The sequence below is a fragment of the Bradyrhizobium sp. MV1.5 genome (assembly GCF_055807615.1).
The window spans coordinates 65,220-84,707 of record NZ_JBVVPL010000024.1 but is presented as its reverse complement, the minus strand read 5'-3'; the positions used below and the strand labels follow the sequence as shown (position 1 = coordinate 84,707).

15 protein-coding genes and 1 pseudogene are annotated in these 19,488 nt (G+C 65.2%); 14 read left to right on the top strand and 2 right to left on the bottom strand.

The features are described from left to right. Positions 1–4: 4 nt before the first annotated feature. The 5 genes from rfaE1 (at position 5) to AC0L2J_RS22055 (ending at position 6,954) form a co-directional block, all read left to right on the top strand. Positions 5–1,489, top strand: a complete 1,485-nt coding sequence (rfaE1, locus tag AC0L2J_RS22075) for a D-glycero-beta-D-manno-heptose-7-phosphate kinase (protein ID WP_473394293.1) — start codon at positions 5–7, stop codon at positions 1,487–1,489. After that, a complete protein-coding gene (locus tag AC0L2J_RS22070) occupies positions 1,486–2,790 on the top strand; it encodes an O-antigen ligase family protein (protein ID WP_473394289.1) in 1,305 nt (434 codons plus the stop codon). Before rfaE1 ends, AC0L2J_RS22070 begins: the two co-directional genes overlap by 4 nt. A gap of 83 nt (positions 2,791–2,873) precedes the next feature. Then, positions 2,874–4,787 carry an SDR family NAD(P)-dependent oxidoreductase gene (locus tag AC0L2J_RS22065; RefSeq protein WP_473394285.1) on the top strand — a complete coding sequence of 638 codons (1,914 nt, stop codon included), beginning with the start codon at positions 2,874–2,876 and terminating at the stop codon, positions 4,785–4,787. A gap of 2 nt (positions 4,788–4,789) precedes the next feature. Then, on the top strand, positions 4,790–6,010 hold the full coding sequence (locus AC0L2J_RS22060) for a glycosyltransferase family 4 protein (protein ID WP_473394281.1): 1,221 nt from the start codon (positions 4,790–4,792) through the stop codon (positions 6,008–6,010). Further along, the gene (locus AC0L2J_RS22055) at positions 6,007–6,954 is read left to right on the top strand and encodes an NAD-dependent epimerase/dehydratase family protein (protein WP_473394278.1); all 948 of its coding nucleotides are present in this window, start codon (positions 6,007–6,009) and stop codon (positions 6,952–6,954) included. The genes AC0L2J_RS22060 and AC0L2J_RS22055 overlap by 4 nt, the downstream gene beginning before the upstream one ends. Here AC0L2J_RS22055 and AC0L2J_RS22050 read toward each other — a convergent pair. Both AC0L2J_RS22050 and AC0L2J_RS22045 read right to left on the bottom strand, forming a co-directional pair. Then, positions 6,942–7,961: an MraY family glycosyltransferase gene (locus AC0L2J_RS22050; RefSeq protein WP_473394274.1), complete on the bottom strand. Its 1,020-nt coding sequence runs from the start codon at positions 7,959–7,961 to the stop codon at positions 6,942–6,944. The genes AC0L2J_RS22055 and AC0L2J_RS22050 overlap by 13 nt on opposite strands. Continuing rightward, positions 7,958–8,917: a lysylphosphatidylglycerol synthase transmembrane domain-containing protein gene (locus AC0L2J_RS22045; RefSeq protein WP_473394270.1), complete on the bottom strand. Its 960-nt coding sequence runs from the start codon at positions 8,915–8,917 to the stop codon at positions 7,958–7,960. Before AC0L2J_RS22045 ends, AC0L2J_RS22050 begins: the two co-directional genes overlap by 4 nt. A gap of 266 nt (positions 8,918–9,183) precedes the next feature. Between AC0L2J_RS22045 and AC0L2J_RS22040 the strand changes: the two are divergent. The 9 genes and pseudogenes from AC0L2J_RS22040 to AC0L2J_RS22000 form a co-directional block, all read left to right on the top strand. Continuing rightward, positions 9,184–9,462: pseudogene (locus AC0L2J_RS22040) on the top strand (UDP-glucuronate 5-epimerase); the annotation flags it as partial. A gap of 7 nt (positions 9,463–9,469) precedes the next feature. Continuing rightward, positions 9,470–10,882, top strand: a complete 1,413-nt coding sequence (locus AC0L2J_RS22035; protein ID WP_473394267.1) for a mannose-1-phosphate guanylyltransferase/mannose-6-phosphate isomerase — start codon at positions 9,470–9,472, stop codon at positions 10,880–10,882. A gap of 184 nt (positions 10,883–11,066) precedes the next feature. Further along, entirely contained in the window at positions 11,067–12,071 is a 1,005-nt protein-coding gene (locus AC0L2J_RS22030; protein WP_007612455.1) for a Gfo/Idh/MocA family protein, read from the top strand. 9 nt (positions 12,072–12,080) lie between these two features. Beyond that, positions 12,081–13,268: a DegT/DnrJ/EryC1/StrS family aminotransferase gene (locus tag AC0L2J_RS22025; RefSeq protein ID WP_473394263.1), complete on the top strand. Its 1,188-nt coding sequence runs from the start codon at positions 12,081–12,083 to the stop codon at positions 13,266–13,268. Between the two features lie 276 nt (positions 13,269–13,544). Further along, a complete protein-coding gene (gene murJ / locus AC0L2J_RS22020; protein WP_473394261.1) occupies positions 13,545–15,071 on the top strand; it encodes a murein biosynthesis integral membrane protein MurJ in 1,527 nt (508 codons plus the stop codon). 163 nt (positions 15,072–15,234) lie between these two features. Beyond that, on the top strand, positions 15,235–15,651 hold the full coding sequence (locus AC0L2J_RS22015; protein ID WP_473394256.1) for an SRPBCC family protein: 417 nt from the start codon (positions 15,235–15,237) through the stop codon (positions 15,649–15,651). A gap of 300 nt (positions 15,652–15,951) precedes the next feature. Continuing rightward, positions 15,952–16,230: a DUF1127 domain-containing protein gene (locus tag AC0L2J_RS22010; protein ID WP_473394251.1), complete on the top strand. Its 279-nt coding sequence runs from the start codon at positions 15,952–15,954 to the stop codon at positions 16,228–16,230. A 321-nt stretch (positions 16,231–16,551) separates the two neighbouring features. Continuing rightward, positions 16,552–18,861: a xanthine dehydrogenase family protein molybdopterin-binding subunit gene (locus AC0L2J_RS22005; RefSeq protein ID WP_473394247.1), complete on the top strand. Its 2,310-nt coding sequence runs from the start codon at positions 16,552–16,554 to the stop codon at positions 18,859–18,861. A gap of 89 nt (positions 18,862–18,950) precedes the next feature. After that, a complete protein-coding gene (locus AC0L2J_RS22000; protein ID WP_473394242.1) occupies positions 18,951–19,397 on the top strand; it encodes a c-type cytochrome in 447 nt (148 codons plus the stop codon). The last annotated feature ends 91 nt before the right edge of the window (positions 19,398–19,488 follow it).

Sequence of the window (19,488 nt, the reverse complement as noted above, 5' to 3'; positions counted from 1 at the left end):
CACCATGCCGACGCCCATTCTCGATTTCGATGCTCTCGCGCAAGCCATCTCGGGCCGCACGGTGCTGTGCATCGGCGACATCATGCTGGACGAGTTCGTCTATGGCGAGGTGTCGCGGATCTCGCCGGAAGCGCCGGCGCCCGTCATCGCGGCACAGCGCAGCGAGATCCATATCGGCGGTGCCGGCAATGTCGCGCGCAACGTCGCCGCGCTCGGCGCGCGCTGCATCTTCGTCGGCCTCGTCGGCGAGGACGATGCGGGCAGGCAGCTCGCCTCGACGCTTGCGGAGCAGGGCGCCATCGAAAGCGTGCTGGTGTGCGATCCCTCGCGTCCGACCACGCGAAAAGTGCGTTTCGTCTCCGAGCATTTTTCCACGCACATGCTGCGTGCGGATTGGGAGCAGGCACAGCCTGCTTCCGATACGATCGAGACCAAGCTGATCGATGCGATCCTGCCGCAGATCGCGCGCGCCGACATCGTGCTGCTGTCCGACTACGCCAAGGGCGTGCTGACCGCCCGCGTCATCCGCCACACCATTGACGCCGCGCGAAAACTCGGCAAGCCGGTGATCGTCGATCCCAAGAGCCTGAACTGGGCGATCTATCGCGGCGCGACGCTGCTCACACCCAATCGCAAGGAATTTTCGGAAGCGACCCGAAGCCGCGCCGACACGCCGCAGAGCATCGTCGACGCCAGCGAGGACGTGATGCGGCTCGCCGATTGCGAAGCGATCCTGGTCACCCAAGGCGAGCACGGCATGACGCTGGTGCCGCGCAACGGCGAGGCCGTTCACGTTCCGGCGTTTCCCGTCAAGGTGCGCGACGTCTCCGGCGCCGGCGACACCGTTGCCGCGGCGCTCGCGGTCTCGCTTGCCACCGGCGCGGACTGGGACACGGCGCTGCGCATGGCCAGTGCCGCGGCCGCCGTCGCCGTCGGCAAGCAGGGCACTGCCAGCGTGAGTGTGGCCGAGCTGAAGCGAAAGATCTTGCCGCATGCCTATCTCGCGGCCGAGGAGAAGATCGTGCTCGAGCCCGGTGCGCTCGACGCGCAGCTTGCGGAATGGAAGAAGCAAGGCCAGCGCGTCGGCTTCACCAATGGCTGCTTCGACATCCTGCATCCCGGCCATGTCAAGGTGCTGACAGCGGCGCGCTCCGCCTGCGACCGCCTGATCGTGGGCCTGAACAGCGACGCCTCGGTACGGCGGCTGAAGGGCGCCGACCGCCCCGTTCAGGACGAGCGAGCGCGTGCGGAAGTGCTGGCGGCGCTCGAAGCCGTCGATCTCGTCGTCATTTTCGATGAGGATACGCCGATCGACCTGATCACTCGCATCAAGCCGAGCGCGCTGATCAAGGGGGGCGATTACACCCGCGAACAGGTGGTCGGCCATGAGGTCGTCGAGGCGGCGGGCGGGACCGTGGTGCTGGTCGACATTCTCCAGGGCTTCAGCACGACGGCGCTGGTTCATCGCGCGCGGGGAGAGGGCAAGTGACGACGCTCGCCGGGGAGACGACCGGCCAGTTGCTGTGGCGGCGTCTGCGCAGTCCGGCGGCCTGGTCCGAGACGGTCGATCTGTTTGCGATCCTGACTGCGGCCTCGCTGCCATGGTCGACGTCGCTTGCGGCGATCTTCAATGTCCTGATGCTGCTCTGCATGGTGCCGTTCCTCGACGGCCGTGAGTTCCTGCAATCGCTCAAGCGTCCGATCTGCGCGGCGCCGATTGCGCTGGTCCTGCTCGCGCTGGTCGGGACGCTATGGTCGGACGCGGCCTGGGGCGCGCGCTTCTACGCGGTCAATCCGACGGTCAAGCTGCTGGTGCTGCCGGTCCTGCTCTATCATTTTGCGCGCTCGCCGCGCGGACATTGGGTGTTCGTCGCCTTCCTGGTGTCCTGCGCGCTGCTGTCGGTGATGTCCTGGCTCGTCGCCTTCTACCCAGAGCTCGCGCTTAAATCCGACCGCGTCGAGCGCGGCATCTTCGTCAAGAACTACATCGACCAGAGCCAGGAGTTCACGCTCTGCGCGGTCGCGCTCGCCTATCCGATCGTGCAATTGCTGCGCCAGAATCGCTACTGGATCGCCGGGCTGCTCACGGCGCTTGCGCTCGCCTTCTTCGTCAACATGGTGTTCGTGGTGGTATCGCGCACCGCGCTCCTCACCATTCCGATCCTGTTCGGTGTGTTTGCGTTGCTTCATCTGAGATGGCGCAGCATCGCGATCATCTCCGCCGCCCTGCTCGTGGGCGCGGTTCTCGCCTGGCAGGCCTCGCCGCAATTGCGCAAGACCGCCGACAGCTTTGCCAGCGACTACACGCGCTATGTCGAAAAAGGCGCGCCGACCTCGGCCGGCTTGCGGCTCGAATTCTGGCGAAAATCCCTCGGCTTCTTCGCGGAGGCGCCGGTTAAGGGGCACGGCACGGGCTCGACGCGCGGATTGTTCGAACGTGCCGCGACGCCGGGCGATGCTCTGTATCAGGCATCCGCGGAGGTGATCGGCAACCCGCATAACCAGACGCTGAACGTGGCCGTGCAATGGGGCATCATCGGGGTCGCCGCTCTCTACGCCATCTGGATCCTGCACCTGCTGCTGTTTCGCGGCGACGGGCTCGCAAACTGGGTCGGCCTCCTGGTCGTGGTCCAGAACGTCTTCACCTCGCTGTTCAACTCCCATCTGTTCGACTTCCACGAGGGCTGGATGTACGTCATCGGTGTCGGCGTTGCCGGCGGCATGGTGATCCGGGCCCAGCAGGCCGGGGCGAAGACGGTTCCTGAACGGCCGGCCGACGGCAAACCTTGACCGGCAAGCCTTGACTGGCATGTCCGGCCGAGATGGGTTATCAGCGCGATCAGGTTGCATCTTACTGGATTTTCGGTCAGCGGATGACGCGTCTTTCGCATCTCACCTTGCGCAATTTCATGATCGCGCTCCACGACCTGCTGGCGACCACGGCGGCGCTGTTCGCCGCCTTCTATCTGCGCTTCGAGGGCGGCGACGGCTTCTTCGACCGCCTGCCGCTGCTGATCCAGATCCTGCCCTATTTCCTCGCCTTCAGCGTGGTCGTGTTCTTCGTCTTCAACTTGACCACGACGAAATGGCGCTTCATCTCGCTGCCCGACGCGCTGAACATCATCCGCGTCGCGACCGTGCTGACGGTTGCACTCCTGGTGCTCGACTATATCTTCGTCGCCCCCAACGTCCGCGGCGCCTTCTTCCTCGGCAAGGTGACCATCGTCCTCTACTGGTTCCTCGAGATCTCCTTCCTCAGCGCGTTGCGCATGGCCTACCGCTATTTCCGCTATACGCGGGTTCGGCGTCACGCCCGCACCGGTGATGCCGCGCCGACGCTGCTGATCGGCCGCGCCGCGGATGCCGAGGTGCTGTTGCGCGGAATCGAGAGCGGGGCGATCAAGCGCATCTGGCCGGTCGGCCTGCTCTCGCCGTCGAGTTCCGATCGCGGCCAGTTGATCCGCAACGTCCCGGTTCTGGGCGGCGTCGACGACATCGAGGATGTCATCGCCGACTTCACCAAGCGCGGCAAGCCGATCGCGCGCGTCGTGATGACGCCGACGGCGTTCGAGCCGGAGGCCCATCCCGAATCGATCCTGATGCGGGCGCGCAAGCTCGGCGTGATCGTGAGCCGCATGCCCTCGCTCGAGAGCGGCGATACGCCACGGCTCACGGCCGTCGCCGTCGAGGACCTGCTGCTGCGGCCGAGCGAAAAGATCGACTATGCGCGGCTCGAGGCCCTGATCGAGGGCAAGGCGGTGATCGTCACCGGCGGAGGCGGCTCGATCGGTTCCGAGATCTGCGAGCGTGTCGTCGCGTTCGGCGCCGCGCGCCTTCTGATCGTGGAAAATTCCGAGCCGGCGCTCTACGCGATCACCGAAACGCTCGCGGCGCTCGGCACCGCTGCTTCGATCGAAGGGCGGATCGCCGACATCCGCGACCGTGAGCGCATCATGCGCCTGATGGCCGAGTTCAAGCCGGACATCGTGTTCCATGCCGCCGCGCTCAAGCACGTGCCGATTCTCGAGCGCGACTGGAGCGAGGGCGTCAAGACCAACATCTTCGGCTCGATCAACGTTGCCGATGCCGCGCACAGCGCCGGCGCCGAAGCCATGGTGATGATCTCGACCGACAAGGCGATCGAGCCGGTGTCGATGCTCGGCCTGACCAAGCGCTTCGCCGAGATGTATTGCCAGGCGCTCGACCATGATCTTGCGGCGGTTCACGGCGGCGCCAGGCGGTCGATGCGGCTGATCTCGGTCCGGTTCGGTAATGTGCTCGCGTCGAACGGCTCGGTGGTGCCGAAGTTCAAGGCCCAGATCGATGCGGGCGGTCCCGTGACGGTCACGCATCCGGACATGGTCCGCTACTTCATGACCATCCGGGAGGCCTGCGATCTCGTCATCACGGCGGCAACGCATGCGCTCGGAACGCAGCGCTCGGACGTGTCGGTCTACGTGCTCAACATGGGCCAGCCGGTGAAGATCGTCGATCTCGCCGAGCGCATGATCCGTCTCTCGGGCTTGCAACCCGGCTACGACATCGAAATCGTGTTCACGGGCATGCGGCCCGGCGAACGCCTGCACGAAATCCTGTTCGCCTCCGAGGAGCCGACCCGCGAGATCGGCGTTCCCGGCATCATGGCTGCGCAGCCGAACGAGCCGCCGATGCAGACGCTGCGCAAATGGATTGCGGCGCTGGAGCAGGCGATCGCGCGCGACGATCGGGCCACCATCAGGACCATCCTGAAGGACGCGATTCCGGAATTCGGGTCGACCGCGGCCTGATCATGCAGCCTCGGGGCAAGATCGTCGTGGCGAGCCAGCATTACCCGCCTGATCCGAGCACGACGGCGGCGATCATGGCCGAGATCGCCTGCCGCATCGCCGGGGATCACGAGGTCGTTGTGCTGTCGGGCTCATCAGGCGCGTTGCCGGCCTCGCAGACCGGCCCGGGCAAGCCGCGCATCGTCGCCGTCAAGAACCGCATGACGGGCAAGGCGGCGCTGGTGCGGCGCGGCGCCTCCGAGCTGCTGTTCGCGGTGCGAACGTTCCTGGCGTTGACACGGGAGCTGAGGCGAGGTGACGTCGTGCTCACCGTCACCGCACCGTTCATGCTGCCTTACGCGGTCGCGGCGGCGGCGAAGCTGAAGGGCGCGCGCTCGGCGCTGATCATGCACGACCTCTTCCCCGACGTGCTGGTGATGGCGGGCCTGCTGAAGCCCGGTTCCATCGTGACCATGACGATGCGCGCCGCCAACAGCCTGATGTTCCGCGCGCTCAATGCCGTCGTCACCATCGGCCGCGATGCGGAACGGCCGCTGCTGAGCTATTCCGGCATGACGCGGAACAAGATCCGCTTCATCCCGAACTGGGCGACGCTCGCGGCCGCACCCCGGCCAGTGACGGCGGACAATCCGTTCCGCACAGCGCTCTCGGCGGATTTCGTTGTCGGCCTGTCGGGCAATCTCGGCTTCACCCATGATCCGGAGATCGTGTTCGAGGCGGCGCGCCTTTTGAGGGCCGAGCCTGGCATCCACTTCCTGCTCTCCGGTTGGGGCATCGGCTTCGAGCGGTTGAAGCAGTTGCAGACTGAGGCGAACTTGCCCAATGTCTCCTTCGTGGGGCGGGTCGAGGATGCCGAGCTCGAGGCCTTCCTGACGGCGGCCAATCTCTGGATCATTCCGTACCGGAAGGACGTTGCGGGGGTGTCGGTGCCGAGCCGGTTCTACAATCTGCTGGCGGTCGGCCGTCCCGTGGTGCTGGTCTCCGAACCGGAGGCCGAGGCCGCGTTGACGGTGGTGGAGAACGGGCTGGGCTGGGTCGTGACGCCCGGCCGTGCCGATCAACTGGCCGAGGCGATCCGCGCGGCGTCATGCTCCGACGGTGTCCCCATTGCGGAGCGCGCGGTGAAGGCGGCGGCGAAGTTCGATCGCGTCACCGCGATGAACGCCTATGCCGCCCTGATCGACGAATTGTTGCGCAACCCCGAACTGGCGGAGCAACGATGAACGAGCGCAAGCCAGTCGTGCTGGTGACCGGTGCGAGCGGTTTCGTCGGCCGTCATGTCGTGCCCGCGCTGGCGCGCGAGGGATGGTCGATCCGCCGCGCGGTGCGCAGACCGGAAGGCTTGGACGACGAGGTCGTGATCGAAACCGTCGGACCGGAAACCGACTGGCAAGCCGCGCTTCAAGGGGTCGACGCTGTCGTTCATCTCGCCGCGCGGGTGCATCACAAGCACGAAGAGCATGCGGTCCAGCTCTACCGCAACGTCAACATCGCCGGCACGCTGCACCTGGCGCGCAGCGCGGCCACAGCCGGCGTGCACCAGTTCATCTTCATCAGCACCGTTCTCGTGCACGGTCGCAGCAATGAGGGCCGCGCGCCGTTCAGCGAGGACGATGTCCTGACGCCGCGCGGTCTCTACGGCATGTCCAAGGCCGCGGCCGAAGCGGGCTTGAAGACGCTGGCGCGCGACAGCGCCATGAAGGTCTCGGTGATCAGGCCGCCGCTGGTCTATGGTGCGGGCGCCAAGGGCAATTTCGCGCTGCTGACGCGCGCAGTGAACCTCGGGCTGCCGCTGCCCTTTGCGGCGATCCGCAATCACCGCGCCTTCCTTGCCGTGCAGAACCTGTCGTCGTTCATCCTGCGCCGGCTCTCTCATCCAGATCCCGCGAGCAATTTCGAGATCTTCCTGGTGGCCGACAGGGAGCAGGTCTCGACGCCCGAGTTCATCGCGCGGCTGGCCAAGGCTGCCGGCAAGAACTCGCGGCTGTTCGGCATGCCGCCGGAGCTGCTCAGCACGCTGCTGAGCGTGATGGGCCGGCAGGATACGCAGGACAGCCTGATCGGTTCGCTCGAGCTCAACCTCGCCAAGGCGATCGCGACCGGGTGGCAGCCGCAGGTGTCTCTCGACGAGGGGCTGCGGCTGGCGCTGATGGCTCAGGACGCTTGAGGACGGGAGAATCGCCGCAGCACGATGCTGATCGCGATTGCGCCCGCCAGCAGCGCGATCAACGTGATCGTCGCCAAGCCGGCGCGAGCGGTGACGATGGCAAGCCCCGCGAGCACGAGATTGAGCGCGAACACCTCCCCGATCACGCGAGAGACCGTGAAGCCGTGGTCGGTGGCGCGCTGGTAGAAATGCGAGCGATGCGCCGACCAGAATTGCTCGCGCCTGGCGACCCGCCGAAACAGCGTGATGGTGGAATCCACGAGGTAATAGGCCGGCAGCAACAGCGCTGCGGCGGGTTGCCCGCGCCAGGCGAGCTCGAGCAGGCACCAGCCGAGCAAAAGGCCGATCGGCAGGCTGCCGACATCACCCAGGAAGACTTTTGCGACCGGCTTGTTGAACGGCGCAAAGCCGAGCATGGCGCCGCACAGCGTCGCGGCGATCAGCGCGGCCGGCCACGACAGCTCGCCGAGCAATCCCAGCAGCAGCAGCGCCGCGGTGACGGGCACGACTTCCGCCACCGTCATCAAGTCGAGTCCGTCCATGAAGTTGACGAGGTTCACGAACCACACGCCTGCCAGCAGGATCAGTCCGCGCTCCAGCGCGAGCGGCAGCGCCGGCACGATGCGCGCGGTCTCGGGCGTGGTGAACACGACGGCGCCGACGGCTGCGGCCTGCAGCACGAGCCGTACCAGCACCGGCAGCGACACGATGTCGTCGGCAAATCCGACCACGGCGATCAACACCGTCGCAGCGATCAGCGTCGGCGGAATCGCGACGTTCGCCCAGACTGCCCAGGCTGATGCGACCAGCAGCGTCGCTGATATCACGGCGATACCCGCACCCTGCGGGGTCGGGATGCGATGAGAGGACCGCGCGTTGGGCCGCGCCAATGCGTAACGCTGGAGCAGGGGGCGGCTGGTCCAGGTGATGACGCCCGACACCAACGCGGCAATCGCAACGGCAAGCAGCGAGGGTACGGCGCCGAGCGCATCGATGGCCGCGTTCACTCCGGCACCCCGAGCGGCGCCGATCCCTGCGCGGCTTTCTCGGCGCTGAGGATCCAGACCAGGCCGCCGATCGCGCCGACGATGAAGTACACGGCGCCGAACAGCAGCGAGACGTTGACCCCCTCGTTGGCGGCCAGCCCCGCGAAGCCGAACGCGAGGCCCATGGTGGCTTCACGCACGCCCCAGCCGGCGATCGAGATCGGCATCATCGTGATCAGCATCACCGGCGGCACGAGCATAAAGACGTCGCTGAATCCGACCGGCGCAGCGATCGACTGCACGACGCACCAGGCGACCACGACCGCCAGCACATGCACGGCGAGCGACAGGATCACGACGGCCGGTCCGCGCGAGCGGCTGAAGATCACGCGGTTGGCGATCACGGCACAGGCATGGATGTGATGCGTGGCCCACCAGGTTCTCAGCCAGTGCCATTTCAGCGCGCCGAAGACCAGGAAGCCGAGACCACCCGCGAGCGCCGCGAGGTCGACGAGCAGCAGCGCCGAGCGCCCGTGCGGATCGGCGATGAGGCTGTAGCTCCAGGGCAGGCTCGCGACGATGATGATCGCGAGCGCGATCAAGCCGATCGCGCGATCGACGAAGATCGAGTAGGTCGCAGCGCGCCAGCCGGCGCCGGCGCGCGCGACGAGCCACAGCCGGACCGCATCGCCGCCGATCGCCGACGGCAGGGTCTGGTTGAAAAACGATCCGATCACGTTGTAGCGTATGGCCCGGCCGAGCTCGAGCGGGGCGCCGCATGCGGCGCTGACCTCGCGCCAGCGCAACACGCCGACGAAGATTTGCAGGAATGCAATGGCGATCGCCGAGCCGATCCAGAACAGGCTGGTCACGGTGAAGCGCGAAAACAGTTCGGACAGATCGACCTTGCGGAGCGCCAGGTAGAGCAGCGCTCCGGAAATCAGGATCTTGGCCGTCGACAGCAGGATTCGGCGCATTTCGCCCGCATGAACAAGGGTTTTGGAGCAACCCGACGCAGGGCGCCGAATTCGGCCGCTTTGGTATGGTTTTGGCGTCGATCTTGCAATAGCGGTGATCAGGAGCCCGAATGCAGGGCGGCGGGGCTATTGCGACCCCGTCGACGCGGAGGCTAAAGAGGCGCCGCGGGTGAAAGATCGAGCGACGGATCGGGCGAAGCAGTCCTTGGGAACAGGATGAGAGATCAGGTGATTTGGTCACGGGTGCCGCCGATTTCACCGGCCTGGTGCCCGCGGATGACCCGGCTGCCGCAAATGCGCCGTCTAAGCTCTACAATGTCGGCAACCACCATCCGGAAGAGCTGACGCACGTCGTCGGAGTTCTGGAGCCGGAGCTGGGTCGGACGGCGATCAAAGAATTGCTGCCGATGCGGCCGGAAGACCTCTTGGAAACGTTCGCGGATGTCGATGATCTGACGCGCGACGCCGGCGTTGCACCGTCAACGCCGATCGCGCACGGAGTTCATAATTTTGTCACCTGGTATCGGGACGACTTCAAGGTTTGAAATGACGATGGACAAACGCATTATCCCCCTGATCATGTGCGGCGGCGCCGGAACGCGGCTGTGGCCGGCTTCGCGCGAGGTGCGCCCCAAGCAGTTCCTGCCGTTGTTCGGCACGCGCTCGACCTTCCAGGACACGCTGTTGCGCGTCTCGGAGGCCTCGCTGTTCGATCGCCCGATCGTCATCACCAATGCGTCCTATCGCTTCATGGTGCTGGAGCAGCTCGCGGAAATCGGCATCGAGGCCGACGTGATCCTCGAGCCGATGCGGCGCGATTCCGGCCCGGCGATCGCAGCCGGCGCGGTGTTCGCGCAGAACCGCTCGAGTGAGGCGATCGTGCTCGCGCTCGCCGCCGACCACGTGGTGCAGGACAATGCCGCCTTCGTCGCGGCGTGCCGCGAAGGCCTCACCGCCGCGAGCGCCGGGCGCATCGTCACCTTCGGCGTCAAGCCGGAACGGCCGGCGACCGAATACGGCTATATCAGCCCGGGCGAGGTCATCTCCGGCGAGGTGCACGCGGTCGCGCGCTTCGTCGAGAAGCCGGATGCGGTGAAGGCGGCCGACTACGTCAATTCCGGCTATCTCTGGAACAGCGGCAACTTCATGTTCCCCGCCACTGTGTTGCTTGACGAATACCGCAAGGTCGACGCGGCGAGCGTCGAGGCGATTTCCAATGCCGTGAGCAATGCCGGCCGCGATCTCGGCTTCGTGACGCTGGAGCCCGAGGCGTTCGGCGCGGCCAAGGCGATCTCGATCGACTATGCGGTGATGGAGAAGACCGCGCGCGCCGCGGTGGTGCCGGTGTCGTGCGGCTGGTCCGACGTCGGCTCCTGGCACGCGGTGTGGGAATTGTCGGACAAGGATGCGCAAGGCAATGCCGCACACGGCACCGCCGTGTTCGAGGATTCCCGCAACTGCAACGTCACCACCGATGCCGCGCTGGTCGCGCTCGAAGGCGTCGACGATCTCATTGTGGTTGCGACTGCGGACGCGGTGCTGGTCTCGCGCCAGAAGGATGCCAACGGGCTGAAGCGGCTGGTCACGAAACTGAAGGCGGTCGCACCGAAGGTCACCGAGGAGCACCTTAGGGTGCATCGGCCCTGGGGCAGCTACCAATCGGTCGACAATGGCGAGCGCCACCAGGTCAAGCGCATCGTGGTCAAGCCCGGCGGGCGGCTGTCGCTGCAGAAGCACCATCATCGTGCCGAGCACTGGATCGTGGTCCGCGGCACGGCCCGCGTCACCGTCAACGAGACCGTCAAAAGCGTGCACGAGAACGAGTCGATCTACATCCCGATGGGCGCGGTGCACCGGATGGAGAACCCCGGTAAAATCATGCTGGAGCTGATCGAGGTCCAGACTGGAAGCTATCTCGGGGAAGACGACATCATCCGGATTGAAGACGACTACCAAAGGTCGTAACCAGCACACTCCGAATCACGCGACCCGGGCCAAAAGAGTGGTCTCTTTCAGAGGCTTAAGGCCCGGGGAACGTGTAACTTTTTGAATCAAATCGTGTCCGGACCGCTAGCTCCGCATTCGCCACAAATGTGGCGTCCGTGCTAGAAGCGCCCCGGGGATTTGCGTTGAATCGGGGTTTGCTCAAATGAGTTCCACAGGATCTGCACCGGCAAAGGCCGGCTTGCGCGTCGGCGTCATTGGCGCCGGCGTGATGGGCAGCAACCACGCGCGCGTGCTCGCGGGTCTTCCCGGCGTCAGCCTCGTCGGCGTCGTCGATCCTTCGCCGGCACATCGCACCCGGGCGATGGAGCTTGCCAATTGCGCGAGCTTCGAGACGCTCGACCAGCTGCTGGCCGAAGGCGTCGACGCGGTCACCATCGCGGCGCCGACCCATCTGCATCACGAGGTCTCGCTCGCCTGCATCGCGAAGAACATCCACGTGATGGTCGAGAAGCCGATTGCGTCCACGGTCGCGGAAGGCCGCGAGATCGTCACTGCTGCGCAAAAGGCCGGCGTGACGCTGATGGTCGGCCATGTCGAGCGCTTCAATCCGGCGGTCGCCGCCGTCAAGCAGGCGATCGCGGGCGAGGACATTCTGTCGATCGCGATCACGCGCGTCGGCCCGTTCCCGCCGCGCATGTCCAATGTCGGCGTCGTCATCGATCTTGCCGTGCACGATATCGATCTGATCCGCTGGTTCACCGAGTCCGACATCGTCGAGGTGCAGCCGCAATTGTCGAGCGCGGTCGCCGAGCGCGAGGACATCGCGCTCTTGCAGTTCCGGACTGCCAACGGCGTGCTCGCGCACATCAACACCAACTGGCTGACGCCGTTCAAGGCGCGCAGCGTCACGGTCGCGACCCGCGGCAAATACGTGATGGGCGATCTCCTGACGCGCCAGGTCACCGAATGTTTCGGCTTCAAGCCTGACGGCAGCTATTCGATGCGGCATCTGCCGGTCGGCCATGACGAGCCGCTCCGCGCCGAACTGATCGCGTTCCTCAAGGCCGTGCGTCACGGCGAGACGCCGGCGGTCACCGGCGACGAAGGCGTCGCCAGCCTCGAGATCGCGACGCAGTGCCTGGAAACGCCGTCGCGGCCCGCGGCCACGTCGTCTGCCCGCAAGGGTCCGCGCCGCGTCGCGGGCTGAACACTTTCCATGTCGACTAGCCAAGAAGGCTCCAAGAACCAGGCCATGAACCAGCATCTGCGTTCCGAACCCATTCCCTTCATCGACGTCGCCTCGCAGCGCCGCCGGCTCGGCGATTCGCTCGATGCCGCCGTGAAGCGGGTTCTCGATCATTGTCAGTTCGTCAACGGCCCTGAAGTCGCCGAGCTCGAGAAGCAGCTTGCGGCCTATTGCGGCGCCAAGCACGTCATCGGCTGCGCCAGCGGCACCGACGCGATCCTGATGGTGATGATGGCGAAGAATGTCGGGCCGGGCGACGCCGTGTTGTGTCCGTCCTTCACCTTCATCGCGACGGCTTCGCCGGTGGCGCGGACCGGCGCGACGCCGGTTTATGTCGACGTCGACGAAGCCACCTTCAACATGAGCCCGGAATCGCTCAAGCGCGGCATCGCAACCGCCCGCAAGGCCGGCCTCAAGCCTGTCGCGGTCATTCCGGTCGATTTGTTCGGACAGCCCGCCGATCATGACGCCATCGCCGAGATCGCCAAGGCCGAAGGCCTGTTCGTGCTCGACGACGCAGCGCAAGGTTTTGGCGCAAGCTACAAGGGCCGCAAGCTCGGCACCTTTGGGCTCGCCACCGCGACCAGCTTCTTTCCCGCAAAGCCGCTCGGCTGCTTCGGGGACGGCGGCGCGATCTTCACCGATGACGACGAGCTCGCGGCGACGCTGCGCAGCATCCGCGTGCACGGACAGGGCGTCGACAAATACGACAACGTCCGCCTCGGCCTGACCGCCCGGCTTGACACCATGCAGGCCGCGATCCTGATCGAGAAGCTGAAGATCTTCGACGACGAGATCGCCGCCCGCAACAAAGTCGCCGAGCGCTACGCGCGCGGTCTCAGCAATGTGGTCACCGTGCCGCGCGTGGCTCCCGGCAACACTTCGGTGTGGGCGCAGTACACGATCCGCCTTCCTGAGGGCACCGACCGCGACGGCTTTGCCGCCGCGCTGAAGGCCCAGGGCGTGCCGACGGCGATCTATTACGGCAAGTCGATGCATCAGCAGACCGCCTACAAGCAGTACCCGGTCGCAGAAGGCGGCCTGTCGGGCTGCGAGAGCCTCTCGCAGGACGTCATCAGCCTGCCGATGCATGCCTATCTGACCGAAGCCGATCAGGAGCGAATCATCGCGGCCGTGCGCGGCGCGCTTTCAACCTGATTTCGCCGTTCTTACCCTCTCCCCTTGTGGGAGAGGGTGGCAGAGGCGGCTTTCGGCCGCCGTTCTTAAGGACGCCGATGCATCGCATCGGCTATCGCAAAGCGGCGAGACGGGTGAGGGGTCTCTCTCCGCATCGAAAGCTGGGAGAGAGACCCCTCACCCTATCGAGTTTGTGTCTACTTGCGGCGCTGCCCTCTCCCACAAGGGGAGAGGGCACAGCAATGCGCATCGCAAGATGCAATCGACCTCTGTTCGATAAGTCTCTAAAACAGTCGCATGCTCGGACGTATCTTCACGGTTGGTGGTTACACGCTGCTCTCGCGGCTGACGGGATTTGCCCGCGACATCATGCTCGCGGCGATCCTCGGCGCCGGCCCTGTGGCCGACGCCTTTTTCGTGGCGCTGCGGCTGCCCAATCATTTCCGTGCGATCTTCGCCGAGGGGGCCTTCAACGCCGCCTGGGTGCCGGCCTATGCGCACGTCCATGGCGAGCGCGGGGAGGGGGCGGCAAGGCTGTTCGCCGACCGCATCTTCACGCTGCTGCTGGCCTCCCAGGTGGTGCTGCTGATCGTCGCCTGGCTGTTCATGCCGCAGGCCATGAGCATTTTGGCGCCCGGATTTTCCGAGGACGCCGAGCAACGCAAGCTCGCGATCGAGCTGACCCGGATCACCTTTCCCTATCTGCTGCTGATCACGCTGGTGACGCTCTATGGCGGCATGCTCAACGTGATGCAGCGCTTCGCCAGCGCCGCAGCCGCGTCGATCTTCCTCAACATCTCGATGATGATGACGCTGGCGCTTGCCGCCTGGTTTCCCAGCGCGGGCCACGCCGCCGCCTGGGGTGTCCTGATCTCCGGCTTCCTGCAATATGTCCTGCTCGCCGGCGATCTCGCCCGCCATGGCGGCCTGCCGCGCTTTGCGCCGCTCAAGCTCGACGAAGACGTCCGCGCATTCTTCAGGGCACTCGGGCCGGCGACGCTGGGCTCGATGGGCACGCAGCTCGCGCTGTTTGCCGACACCATCATCGCGACTTTCCTGCCCGCCGGCGCCCTGTCGGCGCTTTACTATGCCGACCGCCTCAACCAGCTCCCGATCGGCGTGATCGGCATTGCCATCGGCACGGTGCTGCTGCCGGAGATGTCGCGGCGGATCACGGCGAACGATCATGATGGCGCGATGAAGGCGCAGCGCCGTGCGTTCGATTTCACGCTGCTGTTCTCGGTGCCGTTCGTCGCCGCCTTCCTCACCGTGCCCGACGCAATCATGCGCGCGCTGTTCGCCCGCGGGGCATTCTCGAAAACCGATGCCGCCGCCGCCGGCGCCACGCTCGCGGCCTATGCCATCGGTCTGATCCCCTTCGTGCTGATCCGCAGTGCCGTCGCGACGTTTTATGCGCGCAAGGACACGGCGACGCCGGTGCGGGCGTCGCTGACCGGCATCGCGGTCAACGTCGCCCTCAAGGTCGCCTTGATGGGATCGCTGGCCCAGATCGGCCTTGCGTTGGCAACGGCCGTCGGTGTCTGGACCAACCTGCTGCTGGTGCTGTTCTTCGCGGTGCGGCGAGGTTTTCTCGTGCTGGACCGCGCCTGGCTGTTGTCGCTCGTCAAATTCCTGGTGACGGGGCTCATCCTGGCCGCCGCCTTCTGGCTCATCGCGCGCTTCGGTGGTCCTTCGTTGGGCGCGATGCACTTCCGGGATGAATTGACGCTGCTTCTGCTGGCCGGCGGGGGCAGCATCGTCTATGCGCTCGCCATCCTTGTGCTGTTCGGCCGCCGCTGGCTGGTCTCGCTGGTGCGCGGCTAGCTTTTTCATATTTTCAACGCATGGACGGCTCGACCTTGTCGGCACGGGCCAATCTCGATCGTCCTTGGATGGACACATCTCGGAAGTGCGGTGGATGGACCCTGCACAATTGACGTGATGCCGTCACCTCGAGCCGGCAAAAATCGAACCAGGAGCACTGTTTATGAGGATCACCGTCGAAACCAACGTCGCAGCCGCCATCGATCAGGTCTGGCGCGCTTATACGACGCCCGCCGACATCATGAAGTGGAACGCCGCGTCCGACGACTGGCATACGACCAAGGCGACCGTCGACCTGCGAGAAGGCGGTGTCTTCTCATCGCGCATGGAGGCCAAGGACGGCAGCATGGGCTTTGACTTCGCCGGTACCTACACGAAAATCATCGAGCACAAGCGGATCGAGTACGCGTTCGGTGAGCGAAAAGCCGAAGTCGAGTTTGTGCCCGGCCCGAAGGGCGTTCTGGTCCGGGTTGTCTTCGATGGCGAATCGACGCACTCGGTCGAGCAGCAGCAAGGCGGTTGGCGGGCCATCCTCGACAATTTCGCACGATACCTGGAAGCGAAGCAGACGAAGTCTTGAAGGGCGTTGACGGGCGTCGTCGGCTTCGGCGCCCGGCACCCTCAGGTAGGGACTCGCCCCCAGGATGCAGCGAACCTCTACACATCTCTTGATTTTGCGCGATTGCTGTGGTAATCGCAGCGCATGATCAAATCCGTGCGCAAACTCAACTGCATTCACGTGACCCGCTTCGGCTGGGCCGTGGAAGGAGTCGCGCGCTAAGAATTCGACGACGACATCTTTTCACCAGGCCCCGCCGGCATCGGACGGGGCCTTTTGTTTGGCCACGCTTCCCTGCCGGCACAACTGCAGGAGCGTCCGATGCCACCCCAACAGACGAACATCACTTCCGAGACTGAGAGGCTGCCGCTCGAACTTGCATCGACGCGCAGCATCCCAGGCTTGCTCGCGCAATACTGGCGTGCGCTCCAGGAGTGGCGCTGGCGGCAGCGGCCACAAATCGCCTTGCAGGACCTGAGTGACAGGGAGCTGATGGATATGGGCCTGACGCGTGGCGAGGTCGACTATATCTCGCCTCAGCGAGCGATCGATACGTTGAGAAATAGCGCAACCTATCTATGGAGCCGCGGAGGGATGTAGGTTTTGAGGAGCTTGGCTGACTGCTTCTTCGCGGCCCATCCTTCGAGACGCCCGCCTATGGTGGGCCCTCAGGATGAGGTCGCGTTTTGCGGCGAGATGTTAAACCCTCATGGTGAGGAGCCCGCCAAAGCGGGCGTCTCGAACCATGCAGGCCGAGTTCGTTCTACGGTCACTGGTTGCCATATGCGATAGTCCGGTGGGTGACCGGGCGCGGCGCGTTCCCCTGCCTGCAATCACGTGCCACCGCCTAAACCCGTTTGCCTTGCCAGTTTTTCCACGGCAATATGCCGGCAAAACAACCATGCGAAACGGGATGAGAAAATGGCAGCCCCAATCAAGTTCGGCGTCGGCCAAAGTGTGTTGCGCAAGGAGGATGACGCGCTCATCCGCGGCAAGGGCCGCTATACCGACGATTATGCGCCGCAGGCCGCTTTGCGCTGCCTGATGCTGCGCTCGCCGCATGCGCATGCCAAATACACCATCGATGCGAGCCGCGCCCGCGGCTTGCCCGGTGTTGCGCTGATCCTGACCGCGGTCGACGTCGCCGATCTCGGCGACCTGCCGTGCCTGTTCAATCTCGAGACCGACCCGTTCAAGGGCCCGCCTTACCCGATCCTCGCCAAGGACGAAGTGCGCCATGTCGGCGATTCCATCGCCTTCGTCGTCGCCGAAACCATCGACCAGGCCCGCGACGCGATCGAGGCGATCGAGGTCAAATGGAGCCCGCTGCCGGCAGTGACCGGCGTCGTCAACGCCGTGAAGAAGGGCGCAGCCTTGGTCTGGCCGGACAAGCCCGGCAACGTCCTGTTCGACGTCTCGATCGGCGACAAGAAAGCGACCGAAGCGGCGTTTGCCAAAGCGCATGCGGTGGCCGAGATCTCGATCGTCAATCCGCGCGTGGTCGCGAACTTCATGGAGACGCGCGCGGCAGTGTGCGAATACGACGCCAAGCGCGACCATCTGACGCTGACGGTCGGCAGCCAGGGCAGCCATCGCCTGCGCGACATCCTCTGTCAGAACGTGCTCAACATCCCGACCGACAAGATGCGGGTGATCTGCCCCGACGTCGGCGGCGGCTTCGGCACGAAGCTGTTTCCCTATCGGGAATACGCCCTGTTGGCAGTCGCCGCGCGAAAGCTGAAGAAGGCGGTGAAATGGGCGGCCGACCGCACCGAGCATTTCATGGGCGACGCGCAGGGCCGCGACAACGTCACCACCGCGAAGATGGCGCTGGCCGAGGACGGCAAGTTCCTCGCGATGGATTGCGACCTGATGGGCGACATGGGCGCGTATCTGTCGACCTTCGGACCCTATATCCCGCATGGCGGCGCCGGCATGCTGCCGGGCCTCTACGACATCCAGGCGTTCCACTGCCGGGTGCGCACCATCTTCACCAACAGCGTGCCGGTCGATGCCTATCGCGGTGCGGGGCGACCCGAGGCTGCTTACGTCATCGAACGTCTTGTGGATGCCTGCGCGCGGAAACTCGACATGACGGTGGATGCCATCCGCCGCAAGAATTTCATTCAGCCGAAGGCGCTGCCCTACAAGACCGCGACCGGCAAGGTCTACGATTCCGGCGACTTCGCCGCGCATCTGAAGCGCGCGATGGAGATCGCCGAGTGGAAGGAGTTTGGCAAGCGCGCCAAGGCGGCCAAGAAGAACGGCCTGATCCGCGGCATCGGACTTGCGAGCTATGTCGAGGTCTGCGGCACCATGGGCGAGGAGACCGCCAATGTGCGGATGGACCCCAATGGCGATATCACCGTCCTGATCGGCACCCAGTCGAGCGGGCAGGGCCATCAGACCGCTTACGCGCAGATCGTTGCCGAGCAGTTCGGCGTGGCGCCCGAGCGCGTGCACGTCCATCAGGGCGACACCGACATGATCGCCACGGGCCTCGGCACCGGCGGCTCGGCTTCGATCCCGTCAGGCGGTGTCAGCGTCGAGCGTGCGACCCGCGAGCTCGGCGCGCGGCTCAAGGAGATCGCCGCGCAGGCGCTGGAAGCCAGTGCCGGCGACCTCGAGATTACCGATGGCCTGGTGCGCATCGCCGGCACCGACCGTTCGATCTCGTTCGCCGATCTCGCCAAGCGTCCCGGCGTCGATCCGTCGAAGCTCAATGCGAGCGCGACCTTCGCCAGCGCCGACGGCACCTATCCGAACGGCACCCATGTCGCGGAGGTCGAGATCGATCCGGCCACCGGCATCATCAAAATCGTCAACTACGTGATCGTCGATGATTTCGGCATGACGCTCAATCCGCTGCTGCTGGCCGGCCAGGTCCATGGCGGCGCCATGCAGGGCATCGGGCAGGCGTTGATGGAGCAGGTTGTCTATGGCGCGGGCGACGGCCAGCTCGTCACCGCGACCTTCATGGACTACGCGCTACCGCGCGCGGCGGACGGACCGGCCTTCGTGTTCGAGACGGCCAACGTTCCCTGCAAGACCAATCCGTTGGGGGTGAAGGGCGCGGGCGAGGCCGGTGCGATCGGGTCCTGCCCGGCCGTCGTCAACGCCATCGTTGACGGGCTCTGGCGCGAGTACAAGATCGACCACATCGACATGCCGGCAACCCCGGAGCGGGTGTGGATCGCCGTCAACGAGCACCATCGCCGTCACAGCCTGTGACAATCTTCCACGGGAATGAAATCTGCCGGGCGGTGTTGGCCCCATTGAGGGGTCGGCACGATCCTGTATCAACGAAAGGGATTTTGCGAATGAAGCGAGTGTTGGTTGTTGGGGGCGCGCTTTTGCTCGGTATGGGCGCGGTTTGGGCGCAGCAGGACTCCGTCAAGGAGGTCCAGATGCTGATGAAGGCCAACGGCAAGAACGCCGGCGCGGTGGCGGCGATCGTCAAGGGCGAGAAGCCCTACGATCAGGCCACGGTGGACAACGCGCTGGCGCAGTTCGAGGACACCGCCAAGAAGCTGCCGAACCTGTTTCCGGCGAGCGCAAAGGGCATGAAGCCCGAGGGCGACTACAGCGCCTCGCCGAAGGTCTGGGAGGACAAGGCCGGGTTCGATGCCAAGGTCGCGAGCTTCGCGAAGGTCGTTGGCGAGGCCAAGGGCAAGATCAAGGATATCGACTCGCTCAAGGCGAATTTCCCCGCGATCGGCAAGGAATGCGGCGGCTGCCACGAGACGTTTCGCGTGAAGAACGGCTGACGGAAGAAAAAGATTCGTAGCCCGGATGGAGCGCAGCGCAATCCGGGACCTATCGAGCTGACAGACTGCCCCGGATTGCGCTGCGCTCCAT